Here is a 22,406-nt window from a genome sequence, read left to right as displayed (position 1 = left end):
ACCGCTCTTCACGGAGCGGTGGTTTTCTTTTATAAGGATGAAAAATGAACTCCACGATCTGGCTCGCACTGGCCCTGGTTTTGGTGCTGGAAGGCCTCGGCCCGATGCTCTATCCGCGCGCATGGCGCCGGATGATCGCGACAATGAGCCAACTCCCGGACAATATTTTGCGTCGTTTTGGCGGTGGTCTTGTGGTTGCCGGTATCGTTATCTACTACATGTTGAGGAAAACGATTGGCTGATCAAAAACTAACCGCAATTGGCATATTTTAGGGTCAAAAAGTGCTGTATATCTGAAAAAGCGATGGTAGAATCCATTTTTAAGCAAACGGTGATTTTGAAAAAATGGGTAACAACGTCGTCGTACTGGGCACCCAATGGGGTGACGAAGGTAAAGGGAAGATTGTTGATCTTCTGACTGAACGGGCCAAATATGTTGTACGCTACCAGGGCGGTCACAACGCGGGCCATACTCTCGTAATCAACGGTGAAAAAACCGTCCTCCATCTTATTCCATCAGGCATTCTTCGCGAAAACGTCACCAGCATCATCGGTAACGGCGTTGTGCTGTCTCCCGCTGCGCTGATGAAAGAGATGAAAGGTCTGGAAGACCGTGGTATCCCTGTTCGTGAGCGTCTGCTGCTCTCCGAAGCCTGCCCGCTGATCCTGGATTATCATGTGGCGCTGGACGTGGCGCGTGAAAAAGCGCGTGGCGCGAAAGCGATCGGCACCACCGGTCGTGGTATCGGCCCGGCTTACGAAGATAAAGTGGCTCGTCGCGGTCTGCGCGTGGGTGACCTCTTCGACAAAGCGACCTTCGCTGAAAAACTGAAAGAAGTGATGGAATATCACAACTTCCAGCTGGTGAACTTCTACAAAGCCGAAGCCGTTGACTACCAGAAAGTGCTGGATGACGTCATGGCGATTGCTGATATTCTGACCGGTATGGTTGTTGATGTGTCCGATCTGCTGGACCAGGCGCGCAAGCGTGGCGATTTCGTCATGTTTGAAGGTGCGCAGGGTACGCTGCTGGACATCGACCACGGTACCTATCCGTACGTAACGTCCTCTAACACCACCGCGGGTGGCGTGGCAACCGGCTCCGGTCTGGGCCCGCGTTATGTCGATTACGTTCTGGGCATCATCAAAGCGTACTCCACTCGCGTGGGTGCAGGTCCATTCCCGACCGAACTGTTTGATGAGACCGGCGAGTTCCTCTGCAAGCAGGGTAACGAGTTTGGCGCGACCACCGGTCGTCGTCGTCGTACCGGCTGGCTGGACGCCGTTGCCGTACGTCGCGCAGTGCAGATCAACTCCCTGTCTGGCTTCTGCCTGACCAAGCTGGACGTACTGGACGGCCTGAAAGAAGTAAAAATCTGCGTAGGCTACCGTATGCCTGATGGCCGCGAGGTGACCACCACTCCGCTGGCTGCTGACGACTGGGAAGGCATTGAGCCAATCTACGAAACTATGCCGGGCTGGTCTGAGACCACATTTGGTGTGAAAGAGCGTAGTGGCCTGCCAAAAGCCGCGCTGGACTACATCAAGCGCATTGAAGAACTGACCGAAGTGCCGATCGATATTATTTCTACCGGCCCGGATCGTACTGAAACGATGATCCTGCGCGACCCGTTCGACGCATAATCTTCGTGACTGCTGGCCTGCGGGGAAACCTGTAGGCCGGATAAGCGCAGCGCCATCCGGCGACCGCTCCTGGATCTCCGCTTTTTCGCCCCGTCTGTCAAATAAATTAGCCGCTAACTATCTGGCTGGTTTATCATCATTAATGAATATCTCTGCGGTTTGACCGCGTTTTCCCTTTTTCCTGAGGTTGATGTGCAGTTAACAAGTTTCACCGATTACGGCTTACGCGCGCTGATTTACATGGCGTCGTTACCCGATGGGAAGATGACCAGCATCTCTGAAGTCACAGAGGTGTACGGTGTGTCCCGTAATCATATGGTCAAAATAATCAATCAACTTAGTCGTGCCGGATACGTTGCTGCCGTCCGCGGGAAGAATGGAGGGATCCGTCTCGGTAAACCGGCGCAGAGTATCCGTATTGGCGATGTGGTACGTGAACTGGAGCCGCTCTCTCTGGTGAACTGTAGCAGCGCGTTCTGCCACATTACGCCCGCTTGCCGCCTGAAACAGGCGCTTTCAAAGGCCGTGCAAAGTTTTCTCAAGGAACTGGATAACTACACGCTGGCCGATTTGGTTGAAGAGAATCAACCGCTTTATAAATTATTGCTGGTGGAATGAAGAAAATTTCCACCGGAGCTGACAACGGAGGAACCGACATGTCACAAGATCCTTTCCAGGAACGCGAAGCCGAAAAATACGCGAATCCTATCCCCAGCCGCGAGTTCATCATTGAACACTTAACAAAACGCGAAAAACCCGCCAATCGTGAAGAACTTGCCGTTGAACTGAACATTGAAGGTGAAGAGCAAATTGAAGCCCTTCGCCGCCGCCTGCGCGCCATGGAACGTGACGGGCAACTGGTCTTTACTCGTCGCCAGTGCTACGCGCTGCCAGAACGCCTCGACCTGCTGAAAGGCACCGTTATTGGTCATCGCGATGGCTTCGGCTTCCTGCGCGTGGAAGGCCGTAAAGACGACCTGTACCTCTCATCCGAACAGATGAAGATGTGTATTCACGGCGACCAGATCCTGGCGCAGCCGCTGGGTGCAGACCGTAAAGGCCGCCGCGAAGCGCGCGTGGTCCGCGTGCTGGTGCCGAAAACCAGCCAGATCGTTGGCCGTTACTTTACCGATGCGGGCGTAGGCTTTGTGGTGCCGGATGACAGCCGTCTGAGCTTCGACATTCTCATCCCGCCTGAAGAGGTGATGGGCGCACGCATGGGCTTTGTGGTGGTGGTGGAACTCACCCAGCGCCCAACCCGTCGCACCAAAGCGGTGGGTAAAATCGTCGAAGTGCTGGGCGATAACATGGGCACCGGCATGGCCGTCGATATGGCGCTGCGTACCCATGAAATTCCGTATGTCTGGCCGAAAGCGGTTGAAGATCAGATTGAAAACCTGCGTGAAGAAGTGCCGGAAGAGTCCAAAGCAGGCCGCGTGGATCTGCGCGATCTGCCGCTGGTCACCATTGATGGTGAAGACGCCCGTGACTTCGATGATGCCGTATATTGCGAGAAAAAACGCGGTGGCGGCTGGCGTCTGTGGGTGGCTATCGCGGATGTGAGCTATTACGTGCGTCCGCACACGCCGCTGGATAACGAAGCGCGCAGCCGCGGTACGTCGGTCTACTTCCCGTCGCAGGTTGTACCGATGCTGCCAGAAGTGCTCTCCAACGGCCTGTGTTCCCTCAACCCGCAGGTGGACCGCCTGTGTATGGTCTGCGAAATGACCATCTCCAGCAAGGGACGTCTGACGGGCTATAAGTTCTACGAAGCGGTGATGAGTTCTCATGCGCGCCTGACCTATACCAAGGTCTGGCATATGTTGCAGGGCGATCAGGATCTTCGCGAACAGTACGCGCCGCTGGTCAAACACATCGAAGAGCTGCACAACCTCTACAAAACGCTGGATCAGGCGCGCGAAGAGCGCGGTGGGATCTCGTTTGAGAGTGAAGAGGCGAAGTTTATCTTTAACGCTGAGCGTCGTATCGAGCGTATCGAACAGACTCAGCGTAACGATGCGCACAAGCTGATTGAAGAGTGTATGATCCTGGCGAACATCTCGGCGGCACGTTTCGTTGAGAAAGCCAAAGAGCCTGCGTTGTTCCGTATTCACGACAAGCCAACCACGGAAGCCGTAACCTCGTTCCGCTCCGTGCTGGCTGAACTCGGCCTGGAGCTGCCTGGCGGTAATAAGCCTGAGCCACGCGATTACGCCGAGCTGCTGGAATCCATCAGCGATCGTCCTGACGCGGAAATGCTGCAAACCATGCTGCTGCGCTCCATGAAGCAGGCGATTTACGATCCTGAAAACCGGGGCCACTTTGGTCTGGCGTTACAGTCGTACGCGCACTTTACCTCGCCGATCCGCCGTTATCCGGATCTGTCCCTGCACCGTGCGATCAAGTATCTGCTGGCGCACGAGCAGGGTCATAAAGGCAACACGACCGAAACCGGAGGGTATCACTACTCCATGGAAGAGATGCTGCAACTGGGCCAGCATTGTTCCATGACCGAGCGTCGTGCGGATGAAGCGACGCGCGACGTGGCGGACTGGCTGAAGTGTGACTTTATGCTGGATCAGGTGGGTAACGTCTTTAAAGGCGTGATTGCCAGCGTCACCGGCTTTGGCTTCTTCGTGCGTCTGGATGAGCTGTTTATCGACGGTCTGGTGCACGTTTCCAGCCTCGATAACGATTACTACCGCTTCGACCAGATCGGACAACGTCTGATCGGCGAATCCGGTGGTCAGACCTACCGTCTGGGCGATCGGGTGGAAGTGAAGGTTGAAGCCGTGAATATGGACGACCGTAAAATCGACTTCAGCCTCATCTCCAGCGAGCGTGCTCCGCGTAACGTCGGCAAAACCGAGCGTGAGAAAGCGAAAAAAGGCGGTAACGGTAAAGCGGGCGGTAAGCGACGTCAGGCAGGTAAAAGAGTAAACTTTGAGCCAGACAGTGCTTTCCGTGGCGAGAAGAAACAGAAGCCCAAGGCGGCGAAAAAAGACGCTCGTAAAGCGAAAAAACCGTCGACCAAGACCCAAAAAATAGCGGCCGCGACCAAAGCGAAGCGCGCGGCGAAGAAACAGCAGGCGGAGTAATTTCCCCTCACCCTGACCCTCTCCCCAACGGGAGAGGGAAAATATTTATTACGAGAACCATCAATGAGTGAAATGATTTACGGCATCCACGCGGTGCAGGCCCTGCTGGAGCGCGCGCCGGAGCGTTTTCAGGAAGTTTTTATTCTGAAAGGGCGTGAAGACAAACGTCTGATGCCGCTGATCCACGCGCTGGAAGCGCAGGGCGTAGTGATCCAGCTGGCGAACCGCCAGTATCTGGATGAAAAAAGCGAAGGTGCTGTACACCAGGGCATTATCGCGCGCGTGAAGCCAGGCCGTCAGTATCAGGAGAACGATCTGCCGGATCTGATCGCCGGGCTGGAGAACCCGTTCTTCCTGATCCTCGATGGCGTAACCGACCCACATAACCTGGGCGCGTGCCTGCGTAGCGCCGATGCAGCAGGCGTGCATGCGGTGATTGTGCCAAAAGATCGCTCCGCGCAGCTTAACGCTACCGCTAAAAAAGTCGCCTGCGGCGCGGCGGAAAACGTCCCGTTAATCCGCGTGACTAACCTGGCGCGCACCATGCGTCTGTTGCAGGAAGAAAATATCTGGATCGTAGGAACAGCCGGTGAAGCGGATCACACCCTGTACCAGAGCAAAATGACCGGCCGTATGGCGCTGGTGATGGGAGCGGAAGGCGAAGGTATGCGTCGTCTGACGCGCGAGCACTGCGATGAGCTGATCAGCATCCCAATGGCGGGCAGCGTATCGTCCCTGAACGTTTCTGTTGCGACGGGTATCTGCCTGTTTGAAGCGGTGCGTCAGCGCGGGTAGCCTGTTGTGCCGGGTGGCGGCTTCGCCTTACCCGGCCTACAAAAGCATGGTACCGTAGGCCCGGTAAGCGTAGCGTCACCGGGCAACAATCTCACTCCTCTAACGACCGTAAATGGTCATCCTTTCTCAGCGTCATCAGCGCGAAAATACTCACCACCGCCGTTGCCATCACGTAGTACGCCGGAATATCCAGATTGCCCGTCTCTTTAATCAGCCCGGTAATGATCAGCCCCGCACAGCCCGAGAAGATCGCATTCGACAGAGAATAGGCCAGCCCCAGCCCGGTATAACGCACGCGCGTCGGGAACATCTCAGACAGCATTGCCGGCCCCGGCCCTGCCAGCATCCCAACCAGACCCCCCGCAATCAGCACCACAATCGCTTTGACTGCCAGCGTACTGGATTCCGCCTGCAAAATTTTCAGCAGCGGCAGGGCGAGGATCAGCAGGAGCACGGTGGCGATAATCATCACCGTGCGCCGCCCGATCCTGTCGCTCAGCATGCCCGACGGAATGATCGTGAGCGCAAACCCAATGTTAGAAATCACCGCAATCAGTAACGCCTGGTTAAAACCGGTGTGCAGCGCAGATTGCAGATAGGTCGGCATAATCACCAGATAGGTATAACCCGCCGCAGACCAGACCATCACGCGGCCAATGCCCATCAGGATGGTTTTGAACGTGGCGGCGGTGCTGGCCTGAGTAACAACCGGTTTTTCCCGTTGCTGCACAAAGCTCGGCGTCTCTTCCATGCTCACCCGCAGCCATAGCGCGACCGCACCCATCGGCAGCGCCAGGAAGAACGGAATGCGCCAGCCCCAGTCGTGCAAGGCTTCAGGGGAGAGCAGGGCAGAGAGCAACGCGACAATGCCTGCGCCCGCTAACAGCCCGAGCGCCACGGTGAAGGACTGCCATGCCCCGTAAAGACCGCGCTTGCCGCGCGGGGCGAACTCCGTCATCAATGAGACCGCACCGCCATACTCACCGCCCGCGAACAGTCCTTGCAGAATACGCAGGAGCGTAACGATCAGCGGCGCGGCAATCCCGATACTGGCGTAGACCGGCACAATACCGATGGCAGCGGTGGCGAGCGTCATCAATACCAGCACTATAATCAGCGTCGGTTTGCGGCCAATCCTGTCGCCAATGCGGCCAAAGACCACCGCACCCAGCGGACGGAAGAAGAAAGCGATGGCGAACGAGGCCCAGGTGAGGATCAGGCTGGTGAGCTCCGCTTCCCCCTCAAGCTGGAAGAAGTTTCTGGCAATCACCGTTGCCAGAAAACCGTAGACCGCAAATTCATACCACTCGATGAAATTACCGATGGAGCCTGCAATTAATGCACGCTTGTGCGCATCCTGTTGCATAACGATCCTCACAAAAACGGGGTAAGAATAAATTATTCAGCATTAGTGAAGTAATGAAATAGTTTATTCTTATGTTCTGTGAGCTATTTCACGAATGATATCAACACGATCGTCATCGTGTGACCCCCCTCCCATGCAGCGTGCATGCCCTCTGTCCATACTTACCTTTATTGCCAATGAAAGGAGGGAGACAGCATGCACTGGCAGACACATACCGTTTTTAATCAACCTGCACCGCTATCGAACAGCAACCTTTTTCTCTCTGATTGCGCCCTGCGCGATGCGGTAGCGCGCGAAGGGGCTGAGTGGGATGTGGATCTTCTTGCCAGCATCGGACAGCAGTTGGGTACGGCGGAGTCGCTGGAGCTGGGCAGGCTGGCGAACGTTAATCCGCCGGAGCTGCTGCGTTATGACGCCACGGGAGCGAGGCTGGATGACGTCCGCTTTCATCCGGCATGGCATCTTCTGATGCAGGGGCTTTGCGCCAACCGGGTGCACAACCTGGCGTGGGAGGAGGAGGCGCGGAAAGGATCGTTCGTCGCCCGGGCCGCGCGTTTTGTGCTGCATGCTCAGGTGGAGGCGGGAACGCTATGCCCGGTGACCATGACCTTCGCCGCCACGCCGCTGTTGCTACAGTCGCTGCCCAAACCGTTTGACAACTGGTTAACGCCGCTGATGAGCGATCGCTACGATCCCCATCTCGCGCCGGGGGCGCAAAAGCGCGGCCTGCTGATCGGCATGGGGATGACGGAAAAGCAGGGCGGTTCGGACGTACTCAGTAATACCACCAAAGCAGAGAAATGCAGTGATGGCAGTTACCGGCTGGTGGGGCACAAATGGTTTTTCTCCGTGCCGCAGAGCGATGCGCATCTGGTGCTGGCGCAGGCGAAGGGCGGGCTTTCCTGCTTTTTTGTTCCGCGTTTTTTACCCGACGGGCAACGTAATGCCGTGCGCCTTGAGCGTCTGAAGGACAAGCTCGGTAACCGTTCAAATGCCAGCAGTGAGGCTGAGTTCCTTGATGCTTACGGCTGGCTGCTGGGCGAAGAGGGTGAAGGTGTCCGGCAAATTCTGAAGATGGGCGGGCTGACGCGCTTTGACTGTGCGCTTGGCAGCCACGGATTGATGCGCCGTGCGCTCTCGGTGGCGCTTTATCATGCCCATCAGCGGCAGACCTTCGGCAAAAATCTGATCGACCAGCCGTTAATGCGCGACGTGCTAAGCCGTATGGCGCTGGTGCTGGAGGGACACACGGCACTGCTGTTCCGACTCGCCCGGGCGTGGGACAACCGCACCGACCCGCAGGAGGCCGCATGGGCGCGGCTTTTCACTCCGGCGGCAAAATACAGCGTCTGCAAAGCGGGCATACCGTTTGTGGCAGAGGCAATGGAGGTGCTGGGCGGTGCAGGCTATTGCGAAGAGAGTGAACTTCCGCGGTTGTACCGTGAAATGCCCGTCAACAGCATCTGGGAAGGCTCTGGCAATATTATGTGCCTGGATGTACTGCGCGTGCTGGCGAAGCAGTCGGGCATTCTCGACCTGCTCGCCGATGATTTCGTGCAGGTCAAAGGTCAGGACAGGCACTTCGATCGCAGCTGGCGGCAGCTACAGCAGAAGCTGCGTAAACCGCAGGAAGCGCAGGGCAGGGAGATCGCGCGGCAGCTCTTTTTACTCGGGGCCGGAAGCCAGATGCTGCGGCACGCATCGCCGCCCGTGGCGCAGGCGTGGTGCCGCATGATGCTGGATACCCGAGGCGGCACGCTGATGAGCGAACAGGTGCAAACCGACCTGCTTCTGCGCGCCACGGGCCGGGTCGGTTAAGCCTTCAGCTGGAACAGGCTCACCAGCCGGGTGAGATGTGAACCCTTCTCGCGCAGCGTCTGTGCCGTCTGCTCGCTGCGCGAGATGCGATCGGCATTGATGTGCGATGCCTCACCGATGTGCGTCATCGCCAGATTCACCTGACCAATCCCCGCAGACTGCTCGCGGGAGGCGTGGTTGATTTCGGTGACAAGCTGGCTGATGTTATCGATATGAACAATGATGGCATCCATCGCCAGACGCGTCTGCTCAGACAGCGCATGGCCTTCGCTCACCTTGTTCAGCGTGTCGCCAATCAGCTGTTCAATCTCTTTTACCGCGTTGGCACTGCGTGCGGCCAGGGCGCGCACCTCTTGCGCCACCACTGCGAAACCTTTCCCGTGCTCGCCCGCCCGCGCCGCTTCAACCGCCGCATTGAGCGCCAGGATATTGGTCTGGAAAGCGATGGACTCAATCACGCGGGTAATGTCTTCAATGCGTTTCGATGCATCACGAATATCATCCATGGTGGAAACTGCGTGGGTCACCGTCTCTCCACCCTGATGCACCGCGCGTGAGGTTTCCCCCACCAGCTGCTGAGTTTGCTCCATGTTGGCGGCATTTTGCTGCACGGTGGCGGCTAATTGCTCCATGCTGGCGGAGGTCTCCTCAACGCTGCTGGCCTGTTTGTTGATCTGTTCAGAGATCTCGCCGGTGTCTGAAGCCAGCGCGTTAGTCCCCAGATGGATTTCGCTTGCGGCCTCGCGGACCTGCAACACAATTTTTTGCAGGCCGCCCCCGATCCCGTTGATGGCATCAATCAGCTGGCCGACCTCATCCTGGCGGGTTACCGGCAGGCTGGCGCGCAGATCGCCTGCGGCATACTGCCGGGCAAGCGCGATCACTGCGCGCAGTGGGCGGGTTAGCATCCGGCGAATAAGGATAACGAACAGGCCCGCGAAGAGCACGGATAGCACCACGCCCGCCATCAGGAAGCGATCGCGCAGCGTGGTGACGCTTGAAAGCAGTACGGCTTTATCCACTTCACCCACGATGGTCCAGTTCCAGCCCGGCAGCGGCGTGTAGGCAACTTTGAGCGTACGGCCATCTGCGCTCACGCGCTCCAGCGTGCCGGCTTTATCACTCAGAAGCTGCTGCTGTGTCGCCGTGTCCCAGTTGGGCAGTTTGCCCTCATCGCTGGCATGGAACAGATACTGTCCGCGCGTTTTGCCGCTGCTGCGATCCAGTACAAAGAAGTGGCCGCTCTCGCCCAGACGACGGTTAAGGATTTTCTCGCGCATGACGTTCCACGAATGGGTGATGTCCACGCCGACAAAGATAATCCCGATAACCTGGCCTTCCGCATTTTTAACAGGCTGGTACTGCGTGATATAGCGCTTGCCGAACAGAAGCGCGAGGCCACGATAGACCTTCCCTTTGGTGACAGCCGCAAATGCCGGGCTGGTGGTATCAAGAACGGTTCCGATGGCGCGGTCGCCATTCTCTTTGCGCAGCGACGTGGCCACGCGGATAAAATCGTTACCGCTGCGGACAAACAGCGTCGAGATGGCGCCCGTTCGGCTCAGGAAGTCATCAGAAAGCGTATTGTTTTCATGCAACTCCGTTTCGCCGCCTTTCAGCAGAGGAACGGTAAGCCCGTTTATGGTCCGGCTCTGGCTGCTGTCGCTGTTCAGCGGCTGTGGCAAAAAGGTGGTGAACAGACGGGTATAGCTTTCAACCTCTTCGCTCAGGCTGGTGTTGAACATCTCTACCATATCCACCATGCCGGTGGACTGGTTATGCAGGTCTTCAACCGCAAGATCTTCAAGCTGCTGGCTGGCGTTGTGGCTCAACAGAAAAGTGAACAGCAAAAAAAGCGTGGCGACACTTGCACCTGTTAGCAGCGATAGCTTCGTGCCCAGACCTGCCCGGCGGAAAAAGGTGATCATAAATTGCTCATTATTGAAAAGTGATGGCTGTTCAACGGCAGAGCGAAGAGAACGTTTATCTGTTTAATGTAACTGAATGTTACCTGTTTGTTTTTATTAAGTTTCGGGAGAGGTAAAAAATTTGCAAAATTGAAAAGCCACTAAAATTAAGTGGCTTTTATCGGAAGGGATTATGCATAAAGAATGGCCTGCACGCGCCAGTGATTAACATGGTTATCTTCCTGCATCTGGACGATGCGATACCAGGATGCGCCCTGTTCATCGGCCTTCAGGGCGACGACACGTTCAACGTCTTGCGGACTTCCCGTGATATTATTGACGGAGATCTGACCAATCTCGTTCAGGCCCGTGACGCAATCCGCGCTGGCAAATTCGGCCGACTGCGCCGTGGTACTCAGCAGGCCCGCTGAAAGCAATAGCGTCGTTAAAGCAAGGGTTCGTTTCATCGTCAGCTCCTTTTCACGTGTCTCCGGTATCCGCCGGGCAATCCTTCGCGAATAAACTCATTTCCATTGTTGCTGGCATGGAGTTTATTGTGGACAGGAAAATGTCTACGGACGCAAAGCAGTGTAAAAGTCGTTCAAATGATGATGCTTACTTACGGTACAAAATTCCCTGGGCGTACCACTGTCCCGTAATAATGGTTTCATCAATCATCGTGATGACGTAATAATCTGCTTTTGCGGCAACTGCCTGTGCTTCAATTGCGTCTTCTGCATCATCCGGGGAACCACGAACCATCGCGGATACGGTACCCAGGCGTTGTAATCCTTCCGTCTGATTACGACGAATTTCCTGAGGATGATCGGTAACCGGCGGCGCCGGTTCTGGCGTACCCTGCAATATGGAACATCCGCTGAGCAGTGAGACCAGCAATAAAGCCGTAAGCCTGCGCATAAACCTGTCTCTTTTCCTGATAGCCATAGTGTAGTTGTCTGCGAATTTAGTTTTGGGGGAATGTTCCCGAAGTGTTATCTGGGACGTAGATTTCGAATGAAAATATCGTGAAACCGTAATCCAGCTCTCAACATTATGAATCATTCATCAGCACAGGATCGACAATGATTGAAATTGAAACTCGCCAGCTGAGTGGGCATGAAATCATCCATGCTTTTTCGGCTGGTAAAGGTGAACAGCCGCTGCCGACGGTAGTTTTCTATCATGGCTTTCTCTCCTCGAAGCTGGTCTACAGCTATTTTGCCGTCGCGCTGGCGCAGGCCGGTTTCCGGGTGGTCATGCCTGATGCGCCGAATCATGGGGCACGTTTTACGGGCGATGAGCAGGCGCGGCTGGGGCTGTTCTGGCAAACGCTGCACGGCAATCTGACCGAGTTCGCCGGGCTGCGTGACGCGCTCTTGCAGGCCGGGCTGGTGGAGGGGAAACGGCTGGCGGTCGCAGGCGCATCAATGGGCGGAATGACGGCGCTGGGGATCATGGCCAGGCATCCGGAGGTGACGTCTGTTGCTTGCCTGATGGGATCGGGCTACTTTACGTCACTGGCAAAGACGCTGTTCCCGCCGCAGGCCCCTCAGGAGATTGAGGCCCTGTTGTCAGAATGGGACGTCAGCCATGCGCTTTCGCAGCTGGCCGATCGTCCGCTGCTGCTGTGGCATGGGGACGCCGATGACGTCGTATCGCCCGGTGAAACGTTCCGCCTGCAACAGGCGCTACAGCGCGAAGGGCTGGACAGCAATCTGACCTGCCTGTGGGGAGCAGGTGTCCGGCACCGTATTACCCCGGCCGCGCTGGAGTCAACCGTGGAATTCTTCCGTCAGCACCTTTAAACGCGCAGCACTGTGACACCCTGATCCTCCAGCTTGCTGAGGATCTCGGGGTTGGCGTTTTTGCCGGTGATCACCATGCTGATTTGCTCGGCGCGGCTGAAAAGCATGCCGGCGCGTTCACCGACCTTGCTGCTGTCGACCAGCACCACCAGTTTGCCCACTACGTTAAGCATGTTCTGTTCTGCCATTGCGGTGAGCATATCGGTTTTATACAGGCCATCCGCCGTCAGACCTTTGCCGCTGGTAAACATCCAGTGCCCGGCGTAGAGGCTGTTTTCACTGTCCTGCGGGCTAAGGGTGATGGACTGGCTCTTGTTATACTGGCCGCCCATGATCACCACGCTTTCATGTTCCTGGTCAATGAGATAGTTGGCCAGCGGCAAATAGTTGGTGATGATCTGCACCGGCTTGCCGCACATCTCACGGCCCAGCAGAAACGCCGTCGAACCGCAGTTGATCACCACGCTTTCTCCAGGATTTACCAGCTGTGATGCCGCTCTGGCAATCCGCACCTTTTCATCGTGATTCTGCGCCTGGTGGATGTTCATCGGCGTCCAGCGTGGACGCTGCTGGCTGATGGCCTCTGCGCCGTTGCGGACTTTTTTCAGCTTGCCGCTCTCATCCAGCTTGTTAATGTCCCGCCGCGCGGTAGCGGGGGAGATCCCTAAACGTTCGATCACTTTCTCGACGGTGATAAACCCTGTTTGCGCCAGGAGTTCCAGTAAAATTTGATGCCGTTGCGCTTCCGTCATGAGCTATTCCGATAAGAATTGATTTGAAAAGATGATATTTGAAATAGCGTGAAATTACTAAGATAAATATGACATCGCCAGACGCAAGGTCTGGCGATTGGGCCTCAGAATCAGAGGAAGGATTTGAACGGCAGATCGGGTTCAATCGTAAAGCAATCATCGAAACCACGCGGGTAGTGGTACTCAAGATTGTCTTTATCCAGCGGCCAGGTGAACTTGCCGCCAACCTGCCAGATGAACGGCTTGAAGCCATACTTGAGGCGGTCTTTTTTCATCTCCCACAGGACGCGGATCTCTTGCGGATCGGCCTGGAAGTTTGACCAGATATCGTGGTGGAACGGGATCACCACCTTGGTGTTCAGCGCTTCGGCCATACGCAGCATATCCGCGCTGGTCATTTTGTCGGTGATCCCGCGCGGGTTTTCACCGTAAGAGCCAAGCGCCACGTCAATCTGATGCTCGTTACCGTGCTTCGCGTAATAGTTGGAGTAGTGGGAGTCACCGCTGTGATACAGGGAACCGCCAGGCGTTTTGAACAGGTAGTTCACCGCGCGCTCATCCATCCCGTCTGGCAGTACGCCTGCGGCTTTCTGGTCGGCAGGCAGGGTGATCAGCGCGGTACGGTCAAAGGCATCCAGCGCGTGAATCTCAATGTCTTTGATTTTCACTACGTCGCCCGGCTTCATCACGATGCAGCGCTCTTTTGGCACGCCCCAGCCAATCCACAAATCCACGCAGGTCTGCGGCCCAATAAACGGTACGTCGTCCGCGCAGTTTTGCATTACCGCTGCCGCCACGTTCACGTCGATATGATCGTTGTGATCGTGGGTAGAGAGTACGGCGTCGATCTGACGAATGGCAAAAGGATCCAGCACGAAAGGCGTGGTGCGCAGGTTCGGCTGGAGCTTTTCAACGCCGGCCATACGCTGCATCTGGTGGCCTTTTTTCATCAGTGGATTGCCGTGGCTCTGTTTGCCGGTGCCGCACCAGAAATCAACACAAATGTTGGCGCCGCCTTCTGATTTCAGCCAGATCCCGGTGCAGCCCAGCCACCACATCGCAAATGTGCCAGGAGCAACCTGTTCCTGCTCGATCTCTTCGTTCAGCCAGCTACCCCACTCCGGAAAGGTACTCAGAATCCATGATTCACGGGTGATGGTTTTCACTTTACTCATCGTTTGACTCCTGGTTTTAATCAAAAGTAATCACTATGTGACTTGTTGTGATTAATGCTGGCACTGTTTTAATCGATTTGCAATGGCTGATTTGCGGAAAATTCCCCTCGCCACCTCACAGAAAAAACTTCATGACGTTGTTAAGATAACCGTTATAAATGATTAATGTATTGAAATTTAAGAATTTATTTATTTGGTTGGATTGGTAGTGAAAATCATTACTAATACCATGGAAATAAATTGCGTGATCCGTCACAAATAATCAAATGCAATCTTGTGATGATTATTTGTGATTAATAGAGTGATGACACCAACCACACAGGGATTGCCCCTCGTGTTCTCATTTTCTGGAGAGAGTTATGGAGATCCTCTACAACGTCTTTACCGTGTTCTTTAATCAGGTAATGACCAACGCCCCGCTGTTGCTGGGTATCGTGACGTGCCTGGGGTACATCCTGCTGCGCAAAAGCGTCAGCGTGATTATCAAAGGCACCATCAAAACCATCATTGGTTTTATGCTGTTGCAGGCGGGGTCTGGCATTCTTACCAGCACGTTTAAGCCGGTTGTTGCCAAAATGTCAGAGGTGTACGGCATTAACGGCGCCATCTCTGACACTTACGCGTCCATGATGGCCACCATCGATCGTATGGGGGATGCGTACAGCTGGGTTGGGTATGCGGTACTGCTCGCGCTGGCGCTGAACATCATTTACGTGCTCCTGCGCCGCATCACCGGTATTCGCACCATCATGCTCACCGGGCACATCATGTTCCAGCAGGCGGGGCTGATTGCGGTTTCTTTCTATATCTTCGGCTACCCAATGTGGACCACCGTCATCTGCACGGCAATACTGGTCTCGCTTTACTGGGGCATCACCTCCAACATGATGTATAAGCCAACGCAGGACGTTACGGACGGCTGCGGCTTCTCCATCGGTCACCAGCAGCAGTTCGCCTCCTGGATTGCTTACAAAGTTGCGCCGTACCTGGGCAAAAAAGAGGAGAGTGTTGAAGATCTCAAATTGCCTGGCTGGCTGAATATCTTCCACGACAACATCGTCTCCACGGCAATTGTGATGACCATCTTCTTCGGTGCCATCCTGCTCTCCTTTGGCATTGACGTGGTGCAGGCGATGGCGGGTAAAACCCACTGGACGGTCTATATCCTGCAAACCGGTTTCTCCTTCGCGGTGGCCATTTTCATCATCACCCAGGGCGTGCGTATGTTCGTCGCCGAACTGTCGGAAGCGTTTAACGGCATCTCCCAGCGCCTGATCCCTGGCGCGGTGCTGGCGATTGACTGTGCGGCTATCTATAGCTTTGCGCCAAACGCCGTCGTCTGGGGCTTTATGTGGGGCACCATCGGCCAGCTGATTGCGGTCGGCACCCTGGTGGGCTGTGGCTCCTCAATCCTGATTATTCCTGGCTTTATCCCGATGTTCTTCTCCAACGCCACTATTGGCGTGTTTGCTAACCACTTCGGCGGATGGCGCGCAGCGCTCAAGATCTGCCTGGTGATGGGCATGGTTGAAATCTTCGGGTGCGTGTGGGCGGTCAAGCTCACCGGCATGAGCGCCTGGATGGGCATGGCGGACTGGTCAATTCTGGCGCCGCCGATGATGCAGGGCTTTGCGTCCGTCGGGCTGGTCTTTATGGCCGTCATCATCCTGATTGCCCTGGCTTATATGTTCTTCGCTGGCCGTTCGCTGCGGGCTGAAGAAGATGCAGAAAAACAAACAGCAGAAGTGTCTGCTCATTAAGGAGTTTCGATTATGACCGTACGTATCCTGGCTGTGTGTGGCAATGGGCAAGGTAGCTCCATGATCATGAAGATGAAAGTGGACCAGTTTTTAACCCAGTCAAACATTGACCACACGGTGAACAGCTGCGCAGTGGGTGAATACAAAAGTGAACTGAACGGCGCGGACATCATCATCGCCTCAACGCACATTGCCGGCGAGATTAGCGTGTCGGGCAACAAATACGTGGTAGGCGTACGCAACATGCTGTCGCCTGCGGATTTCGGGCCAAAGCTGCTGGAAGTGATCAAAGAACACTTCCCACAAGACGTGAAGTAAGGATGCCACATGAAACTACGTGATTCGCTGGCAGAGAATAACTCCATCCTTTTACAGGCCGAAGCCCGCACCTGGCAGGAAGCGGTGAAGCTGGGCGTGGACCTACTGGTTAAGGCGGACGTTGTCGAGCCGCATTATTACCAGGCCATTCTGGATGGCGTGGCGCAGTTTGGACCCTATTTTGTGATTGCCCCGGGGCTGGCAATGCCGCATGGCCGTCCCGAAGAGGGCGTCAAGAAAACCGGTTTTGCGCTGGTGACGTTGAAAAAACCACTGGTGTTCAACCACGAAGATAACGACCCGGTCGACATTCTGATCACCATGGCGGCTGTCGATGCCAACACCCACCAGGAGGTGGGGATCATGCAGATCGTCAATCTGTTTGATGATGAAGCAAATTTTGACCGTTTACGCGCCTGTCGTACCGTGCAGGACGTGCTGGATTTAATTGATAACGCCACTGCGGCGGCCGTTTAAGAGGAATTTAAAATGTCATTACCAATGTTGCAGGTCGCGCTGGATAACCAGACTCTGTCTCACGCTTACGAAACCACCCGTCTGATTGCGGAAGAAGTGGACATCATCGAAGTCGGCACCATTCTGTGCGTGGGCGAAGGCGTTCGTGCGGTTCGTGACCTGAAGGCGCTCTATCCGCATAAAATCGTGCTGGCGGATGCCAAAATCGCCGACGCGGGCAAAATCCTCTCTCGCATGTGCTTTGAAGCCAACGCCGACTGGGTCACCGTGATCTGCTGTGCGGATATCAACACCGCGAAAGGCGCGCTGGACGTGGCGAAAGAGTTCAACGGCGACGTGCAGATTGAACTGACTGGTTTCTGGACCTGGGAGCAGGCGCAGGAGTGGCGCGAAGCGGGTATCCAGCAGGTGGTTTATCACCGTAGCCGTGATGCGCAGGCCGCAGGCGTGGCGTGGGGCGAAGCCGATATCAGCGCGATCAAACGTCTGGCCGATATGGGCTTCAAAGTGACCGTCACCGGTGGCCTGGCGCTGGAGGACCTGCCGCTGTTCCAGGGTATCCCGATTCACGTCTTTATTGCCGGTCGTAGCATTCGTGATGCTGCGTCTCCGGTGGAAGCGGCGCGTCAGTTCAAACGCTCAATCGCTCAGCTTTGGGGTTAAGGAGCGGGTATGTTGTCAAAACAGGTCCCGCTTGGCATCTATGAAAAGGCACTCCCTGCGGGGGAGTGCTGGCTGGAGCGGTTGCAGCTGGCGAAGCAGCTGGGTTTTGATTTTGTCGAAATGTCGGTGGATGAGACGGACGAGCGTCTTTCTCGCCTGGACTGGCGCCGCGACCAGCGTCTGGCGCTGGTGAGCGCCATTGCCGAAACCGGCGTGCGCGTGCCATCCATGTGCCTGAGCGCTCATCGTCGTTTTCCGCTTGGCAGCGAAGATGATGCTGTACGCGCCGAAGGGCTGGAGATCATGCGTAAAGCCATTCGCTTTGCACAGGATGTCGGCATCCGCGTGATACAACTGGCGGGTTACGATGTTTACTATCAGGAAGCCAACGATGAAACGCGCCGTCGTTTCCGGGAGGGCCTGAAAGAGAGCGTTGAGATGGCAAGCCGTGCGCAGGTGACGCTGGCGATGGAGATCATGGATTATCCGTTGATGAACTCCATCAGCAAGGCGCTGGGCTATGCGCACTATCTGAACAACCCATGGTTCCAGCTTTATCCGGATATCGGAAACCTGTCGGCATGGGATAACGACGTACAGATGGAGCTTCAGGCGGGCATCGGGCATATCGTGGCGGTGCACGTTAAAGATACCCGTCCTGGCGTGTTTAAAAACGTACCGTTCGGCACCGGGGTGGTGGATTTCGAACGGTGCTTCCAGACGCTCAAACAGACAGGTTATTGCGGGCCTTACCTGATTGAGATGTGGAGCGAAACCGCGGACGACCCGGCGGCAGAAGTGGCGAAAGCCCGGGACTGGGTGCGCGAGCGCATGGCGCGGGCAGGGCTGATGGAGGCGGAACATGCTTAAGCTGAAACAGCAGGTCTTTGAAGCCAATATGGATCTCCCGCGCTATGGACTGGTGACGTTTACCTGGGGCAACGTAAGCGCCATCGATCGCGAGCAGGGGCTAGTGGTGATTAAGCCGAGCGGCGTGGCCTATGACGCCATGAAAGCGGACGATATGGTGGTGGTTGACCTGGAAGGACACGTCGTTGAAGGCAAATGGCGCCCTTCTTCAGATACGGCAACCCACCTGGCGCTGTATCAGCGTTACCCGTCTCTGGGGGGCGTTGTGCATACCCATTCCACGCACGCCACCGCCTGGGCACAGGCCGGGCTGGCGATCCCTGCTTTGGGTACGACGCACGCAGATTACTTCTTCGGCGATATTCCCTGCACGCGAGCGTTAACGCAGGCTGAGGTCGAAGGCGAGTACGAACTTAACACCGGCAGGGTCATTATCGAAACGCTGGGTGAGACGGAACCACTGCATACGCCGGGTATTGTGGTGTACCAGCATGGTCCGTTCTCCTGGGGTAAAGATGCGCATGATGCCGTGCATAACGCGGTGGTGATGGAAGAGGTGGCCAGAATGGCGTGGATTGCGCGCGGCATTAATCCACAGCTTCAGGGCATTGATGATTACCTGATGAACAAGCATTTCATGCGTAAGCACGGCCCGAATGCTTATTACGGGCAGAAGTGAATAAGTGCTCTGGAATACCGAAACAGTTGTAACCGGTGGTATTCCGGAGCCATTCATAAAAAAAGCCCCCGGGCAGGGGGCAAATTATATATGGCTTTGATTTTCGTTGGCTTTCCTGGTGCTAGCGATAAAGCGTTACTGATAAATATCTGCACTGGCGTGCATATTACCGTTGCTGCCGGGCTCACGTGTCAGCATGACGTGATAGTATTTTGCGCCCTGCGCATCGGTTTCTTCATTAAGCGCCTGATCTGCTTCACTTTCAGTGGCGAAGTTATGATTGATGTAAATAACGCCTAAGCTCTGCACATCATCCATGTTTCTGGCCTGTTGGCTGTCTATTCTGATGGCTGCCATCGCGTTTGCACTGAGCAAAAGCGCAGCCAAAATGGCGATTGCGATTCTTTTCATGATATGCGCTCCACGACTGCGTGCTGTGATACGGGGTAATGTTCTCCTTCTCTGTTCAGTGTCTCTGATTAAAGTGTAATCGCTACCCGGGTTGCGATGGGTGACCATTTCTGATGGTGTTGTTCAAAAAAACAGCGCTTCTGATGAGTGCGATTTTAAATCACCCACTTAGAACAGCTTTACCCTTTGTGCGAATTATTTGTGCAATCAGCTTGAGTTTCCTGGGGGGCGCAAGTATTATGACGCGTCAATTTTTCAGCCGACCTTTAACACGTTCCTTGCCTCCCCGGGCCTCGGCTGACCCAGACAGGAGGCTGAATAATCCGTAAGGAGCAATTCGATGCGTCATTACGAAATCGTTTTTATGGTCCACCCTGACCAGAGCGAACAGGTTCCGGGCATGATCGAGCGTTACTCTGCTGCCATCACTGGTGCAGAAGGCACGATCCACCGTCTGGAAGACTGGGGCCGCCGTCAGCTGGCTTACCCGATCAACAAACTGCACAAAGCACACTACGTTCTGATGAACGTTGAAGCTCCGCAGGAAGTGATCGATGAGCTGGAAACTACCTTCCGCTTCAACGATGCCGTTATCCGCAGCATGGTTATGCGTACCAAACACGCAGTGACCGAAGCATCTCCGATGGTTAAAGCGAAAGACGAGCGCCGTGAGCGTCGCGATGATTTCGCAAACGAAACCGCAGATGATTCTGATGCTGGGGATTCTGAAGAGTAATTTCTGATGACCAACCGTCTGGTGTTGTCCGGCACCGTGTGCAGGACCCCCCTTCGAAAGGTCAGCCCATCAGGAATTCCGCATTGCCAGTTCGTGCTTGAGCATCGTTCTGTGCAAGAGGAAGCCGGGTTTCACCGGCAGGCGTGGTGCCAAATGCCCGTGATTATTAGCGGACACGAAAACCAGGCCATTACTCACAGTTTAACGGTCGGTAGTGCAGTAATCGTTCAGGGGTTCATTTCTTGCCACAAGGCAAAGAACGGCCTGAGCAAAATGGTTCTGCATGCCGAGCAGATTGATTTGATAGATTCTGGAGACTAGCCATATGGCACGTTATTTCCGTCGTCGCAAGTTCTGCCGTTTCACCGCGGAAGGCGTTCAAGAGATCGACTATAAAGATATCGCAACGCTGAAAAACTACATCACCGAAAGCGGTAAGATTGTCCCAAGCCGTATCACCGGTACTCGTGCAAAATATCAGCGTCAGCTGGCTCGCGCTATCAAACGCGCTCGCTACCTGTCTCTGCTGCCGTACACTGATCGTCATCAGTAATCGGGCACGGTCCATTAATACGACTTTAAGAGGATAAGGTAATGCAAGTTATTCTGCTTGATAAAGTAGCAAACCTGGGCAGCCTGGGTGATCAGGTAAACGTTAAAGCGGGTTACGCTCGTAACTTCCTGGTTCCACAGGGTAAAGCTGTTCCAGCTACTAAGAAAAACGTAGAGTTTTTCGAAGCACGTCGTGCTGAACTGGAAGCCAAACTGGCTGACGTTCTGGCGGCTGCTAACGCTCGCGCTGAAGCAATCAACGCACTGGGCACCGTTACTATCGCGTCTAAAGCTGGCGACGAAGGTAAACTGTTCGGTTCCATCGGTACCCGCGATATCGCTGATGCAGTTACTGCGGCAGGCGTTAAAGTGGCTAAGAGCGAAGTTCGTATGCCGAACGGCGTTCTGCGTACCACTGGTGAGCACGAAGTTGACTTCCAGGTTCACAGCGAAGTGTTCGCTAAACTGGTTGTTAACGTAGTAGCTGAGTAATTTTTTACTCTGCTCGCGTCGAAGCGCCGGCCTTGTGCCGGCGTTTTGCTTTTTAGCGTGACCCTGCGTCATCTTTTGCTCTTGTAAGGTCGCTATTCCTGACGCATTCTCTGATAATAAATTGAAACGCAATTTTATTTATGAGATTTGTCATGGATACTGCTCTGCCCACGCCCGTCTTTGCCCGTCGCAATGTGGCCTATGCCTGCGCCACGCTCTGCTGTCTGCTTTGGGGAAGCTCGTACCCGGCCATTAAAAGTGGCTACGAACTCTTTCAGATCGCGACCGATGATATCCCCTCCAAAGTCGTCTTTGCCGGATACCGTTTTCTGTTTGCCGGCGCGTTGCTGCTGCTTTTTGCCATGGCCCAGCGAAAGCCGATTGGCAGGCTCACGCCCACGCAGTTTGGCCAGCTCACGATCCTCGGACTGACCCAGACCTCCCTCCAGTACACCTTCTTTTATATCGGCCTGGCCTACACGACCGGGGTGAACGGCTCCATCATGAATGCCACCGGGACCTTCTTCAGCGTGCTGCTGGCGCACTTTATCTACCACAACGACAAACTCAGCTATAACAAAACGCTGGGATGTGTTCTGGGCTTTGCCGGGGTTATGCTGGTGAACTTCCACAGCGGGTTAAGTGAGTTCCAGTTTGTCTGGAAAGGTGACGGATTTGTGGTGCTGGCCGCCTTTATTCTCTCTGCGGCCACGCTTTACGGGAAACGCATTTCCCAGACCGTTGACCCGACGGTGATGACTGGCTGGCAGCTGGGGATAGGCGGGGCGGCACTGGTTGCGGGAGGCTATGCCACGGGCGGGACGCTGGAGGTGCACAGCATGAAAGCCGTCGCCGTGCTGGGGTATCTGACGCTGCTCTCATCCGTGGCGTTCGCCCTGTGGAGCGCGCTGCTGAAAGTAAACCGCGTGAGTATGATTGCCCCGTTCAACTTTGTCATACCTGTAGCAGGGACGGTGCTCTCCGCCATCTTCCTCGGCGAAAACATTCTGGACATCAAATACGCGATTGCGCTGGTGCTGGTCTGCTCGGGGATCTGGTGGGTGAATAAACGGCGTGCCTGAGAACAA

At 55.3% G+C, this 22,406-nt stretch carries 25 protein-coding genes; 18 read left to right on the top strand and 7 right to left on the bottom strand.

What is annotated here, in order from left to right; translation table 11 throughout:
- Window positions 1-44: 44 nt before the first annotated feature.
- The 5 genes from H2Z33_RS05830 to rlmB all read left to right on the top strand — a co-directional run bounded on the left by H2Z33_RS05830 (window position 45) and on the right by rlmB (window position 5,537).
- A complete protein-coding gene (locus tag H2Z33_RS05830; RefSeq protein ID WP_003855996.1) occupies window positions 45-242 on the top strand; it encodes a DUF2065 domain-containing protein in 198 nt (65 codons plus the stop codon).
- 103 nt (window positions 243-345) lie between these two features.
- Window positions 346-1,644, top strand: coding sequence for an adenylosuccinate synthase (locus tag H2Z33_RS05825; protein WP_003855997.1), 1,299 nt, complete (start codon window positions 346-348; stop codon window positions 1,642-1,644).
- 192 nt (window positions 1,645-1,836) lie between these two features.
- Window positions 1,837-2,262: a nitric oxide-sensing transcriptional repressor NsrR gene (gene nsrR, locus H2Z33_RS05820; RefSeq protein ID WP_003855998.1), complete on the top strand. Its 426-nt coding sequence runs from the start codon at window positions 1,837-1,839 to the stop codon at window positions 2,260-2,262.
- Between the two features lie 38 nt (window positions 2,263-2,300).
- A complete protein-coding gene (gene rnr / locus H2Z33_RS05815) occupies window positions 2,301-4,742 on the top strand; it encodes a ribonuclease R (RefSeq protein ID WP_063867030.1) in 2,442 nt (813 codons plus the stop codon).
- Between the two features lie 63 nt (window positions 4,743-4,805).
- The gene (gene rlmB / locus H2Z33_RS05810; protein ID WP_015572470.1) at window positions 4,806-5,537 is read left to right on the top strand and encodes a 23S rRNA (guanosine(2251)-2'-O)-methyltransferase RlmB; all 732 of its coding nucleotides are present in this window, start codon (window positions 4,806-4,808) and stop codon (window positions 5,535-5,537) included.
- A 91-nt stretch (window positions 5,538-5,628) separates the two neighbouring features.
- Here rlmB and H2Z33_RS05805 read toward each other — a convergent pair whose 3' ends face one another.
- Window positions 5,629-6,903, bottom strand: a complete 1,275-nt coding sequence (locus H2Z33_RS05805; RefSeq protein ID WP_015572471.1) for an MFS transporter — start codon at window positions 6,901-6,903, stop codon at window positions 5,629-5,631.
- A gap of 195 nt (window positions 6,904-7,098) precedes the next feature.
- Between H2Z33_RS05805 and H2Z33_RS05800 the strand changes: the two genes are divergently transcribed.
- A complete protein-coding gene (locus tag H2Z33_RS05800) occupies window positions 7,099-8,721 on the top strand; it encodes an isovaleryl-CoA dehydrogenase (protein WP_032670721.1) in 1,623 nt (540 codons plus the stop codon).
- Here H2Z33_RS05800 and H2Z33_RS05795 read toward each other — a convergent pair.
- The 3 genes from H2Z33_RS05795 to bsmA form a co-directional block, all read right to left on the bottom strand.
- Window positions 8,718-10,649, bottom strand: a complete 1,932-nt coding sequence (locus H2Z33_RS05795) for a methyl-accepting chemotaxis protein (protein ID WP_048974010.1) — start codon at window positions 10,647-10,649, stop codon at window positions 8,718-8,720. The two genes, H2Z33_RS05800 and H2Z33_RS05795, sit on opposite strands and share 4 nt — an antisense overlap.
- 170 nt (window positions 10,650-10,819) lie before the next feature.
- Entirely contained in the window at window positions 10,820-11,095 is a 276-nt protein-coding gene (yjfN, locus tag H2Z33_RS05790) for a DUF1471 family protease activator YjfN (protein WP_017694671.1), read from the bottom strand.
- A gap of 148 nt (window positions 11,096-11,243) precedes the next feature.
- On the bottom strand, window positions 11,244-11,573 hold the full coding sequence (gene bsmA, locus H2Z33_RS05785; protein ID WP_017383949.1) for a biofilm peroxide resistance protein BsmA: 330 nt from the start codon (window positions 11,571-11,573) through the stop codon (window positions 11,244-11,246).
- Window positions 11,574-11,710: 137 nt separating this feature from the next.
- Here bsmA and yjfP point away from each other — a divergent pair, with 137 nt between their 5' ends.
- Window positions 11,711-12,433, top strand: coding sequence for an esterase (gene yjfP, locus H2Z33_RS05780; protein ID WP_063134951.1), 723 nt, complete (start codon window positions 11,711-11,713; stop codon window positions 12,431-12,433).
- Here yjfP and ulaR read toward each other — a convergent pair.
- Complete coding sequence (gene ulaR / locus H2Z33_RS05775) at window positions 12,430-13,185, bottom strand: HTH-type transcriptional regulator UlaR (protein WP_003856014.1); 756 nt, start codon at window positions 13,183-13,185, stop codon at window positions 12,430-12,432. The two genes, yjfP and ulaR, sit on opposite strands and share 4 nt — an antisense overlap.
- 110 nt (window positions 13,186-13,295) lie before the next feature.
- Complete coding sequence (ulaG, locus tag H2Z33_RS05770) at window positions 13,296-14,360, bottom strand: L-ascorbate 6-phosphate lactonase (protein ID WP_006810379.1); 1,065 nt, start codon at window positions 14,358-14,360, stop codon at window positions 13,296-13,298.
- A gap of 359 nt (window positions 14,361-14,719) precedes the next feature.
- Here ulaG and ulaA point away from each other — a divergent pair, with 359 nt between their 5' ends.
- Genes ulaA through H2Z33_RS05740 form a run of 6 tightly spaced genes read left to right on the top strand, consistent with a single transcriptional unit; the run spans window position 14,720 to window position 19,127 of the window.
- Window positions 14,720-16,120, top strand: a complete 1,401-nt coding sequence (ulaA, locus tag H2Z33_RS05765) for a PTS ascorbate transporter subunit IIC (RefSeq protein ID WP_063134952.1) — start codon at window positions 14,720-14,722, stop codon at window positions 16,118-16,120.
- Between the two features lie 12 nt (window positions 16,121-16,132).
- Window positions 16,133-16,438, top strand: a complete 306-nt coding sequence (gene ulaB / locus H2Z33_RS05760; protein WP_003856022.1) for a PTS ascorbate transporter subunit IIB — start codon at window positions 16,133-16,135, stop codon at window positions 16,436-16,438.
- Between the two features lie 9 nt (window positions 16,439-16,447).
- Window positions 16,448-16,915 (top strand): PTS ascorbate transporter subunit IIA, encoded by a 468-nt coding sequence (gene ulaC, locus H2Z33_RS05755; protein WP_063134953.1) that lies wholly within the window; start codon window positions 16,448-16,450, stop codon window positions 16,913-16,915.
- Between the two features lie 12 nt (window positions 16,916-16,927).
- The gene (gene ulaD, locus H2Z33_RS05750; protein WP_017694667.1) at window positions 16,928-17,578 is read left to right on the top strand and encodes a 3-keto-L-gulonate-6-phosphate decarboxylase UlaD; all 651 of its coding nucleotides are present in this window, start codon (window positions 16,928-16,930) and stop codon (window positions 17,576-17,578) included.
- A gap of 9 nt (window positions 17,579-17,587) precedes the next feature.
- On the top strand, window positions 17,588-18,448 hold the full coding sequence (locus tag H2Z33_RS05745) for an L-ribulose-5-phosphate 3-epimerase (RefSeq protein WP_015572478.1): 861 nt from the start codon (window positions 17,588-17,590) through the stop codon (window positions 18,446-18,448).
- Window positions 18,441-19,127 carry an L-ribulose-5-phosphate 4-epimerase gene (locus H2Z33_RS05740; RefSeq protein WP_017383945.1) on the top strand — a complete coding sequence of 229 codons (687 nt, stop codon included), beginning with the start codon at window positions 18,441-18,443 and terminating at the stop codon, window positions 19,125-19,127. Before H2Z33_RS05745 ends, H2Z33_RS05740 begins: the two co-directional genes overlap by 8 nt.
- 135 nt (window positions 19,128-19,262) lie before the next feature.
- Here H2Z33_RS05740 and yjfY read toward each other — a convergent pair whose 3' ends face one another.
- Complete coding sequence (gene yjfY / locus H2Z33_RS05735; protein ID WP_017383944.1) at window positions 19,263-19,538, bottom strand: DUF1471 family protein YjfY; 276 nt, start codon at window positions 19,536-19,538, stop codon at window positions 19,263-19,265.
- 340 nt (window positions 19,539-19,878) lie between these two features.
- Here yjfY and rpsF point away from each other — a divergent pair, with 340 nt between their 5' ends.
- The 5 genes from rpsF to H2Z33_RS05710 all read left to right on the top strand — a co-directional run bounded on the left by rpsF (window position 19,879) and on the right by H2Z33_RS05710 (window position 22,400).
- Complete coding sequence (rpsF, locus tag H2Z33_RS05730) at window positions 19,879-20,274, top strand: 30S ribosomal protein S6 (RefSeq protein WP_003856034.1); 396 nt, start codon at window positions 19,879-19,881, stop codon at window positions 20,272-20,274.
- 6 nt (window positions 20,275-20,280) lie between these two features.
- Window positions 20,281-20,595 carry a primosomal replication protein N gene (priB, locus tag H2Z33_RS05725; RefSeq protein ID WP_003856035.1) on the top strand — a complete coding sequence of 105 codons (315 nt, stop codon included), beginning with the start codon at window positions 20,281-20,283 and terminating at the stop codon, window positions 20,593-20,595.
- Window positions 20,596-20,599: 4 nt separating this feature from the next.
- Entirely contained in the window at window positions 20,600-20,827 is a 228-nt protein-coding gene (rpsR, locus tag H2Z33_RS05720) for a 30S ribosomal protein S18 (RefSeq protein ID WP_000135199.1), read from the top strand.
- Window positions 20,828-20,868: 41 nt separating this feature from the next.
- The gene (gene rplI / locus H2Z33_RS05715; RefSeq protein WP_006810372.1) at window positions 20,869-21,318 is read left to right on the top strand and encodes a 50S ribosomal protein L9; all 450 of its coding nucleotides are present in this window, start codon (window positions 20,869-20,871) and stop codon (window positions 21,316-21,318) included.
- 152 nt (window positions 21,319-21,470) lie between these two features.
- A complete protein-coding gene (locus H2Z33_RS05710) occupies window positions 21,471-22,400 on the top strand; it encodes a DMT family transporter (protein ID WP_032646988.1) in 930 nt (309 codons plus the stop codon).
- Window positions 22,401-22,406 lie beyond the last annotated feature (6 nt).

It is taken from the genome of Enterobacter sp. YSU, from assembly GCF_016082135.1.
Taxonomy (GTDB): Bacteria; Pseudomonadota; Gammaproteobacteria; order Enterobacterales; family Enterobacteriaceae; genus Enterobacter; species Enterobacter hormaechei_C.
This window is presented reverse-complemented; position numbering and strand designations above follow the sequence as displayed.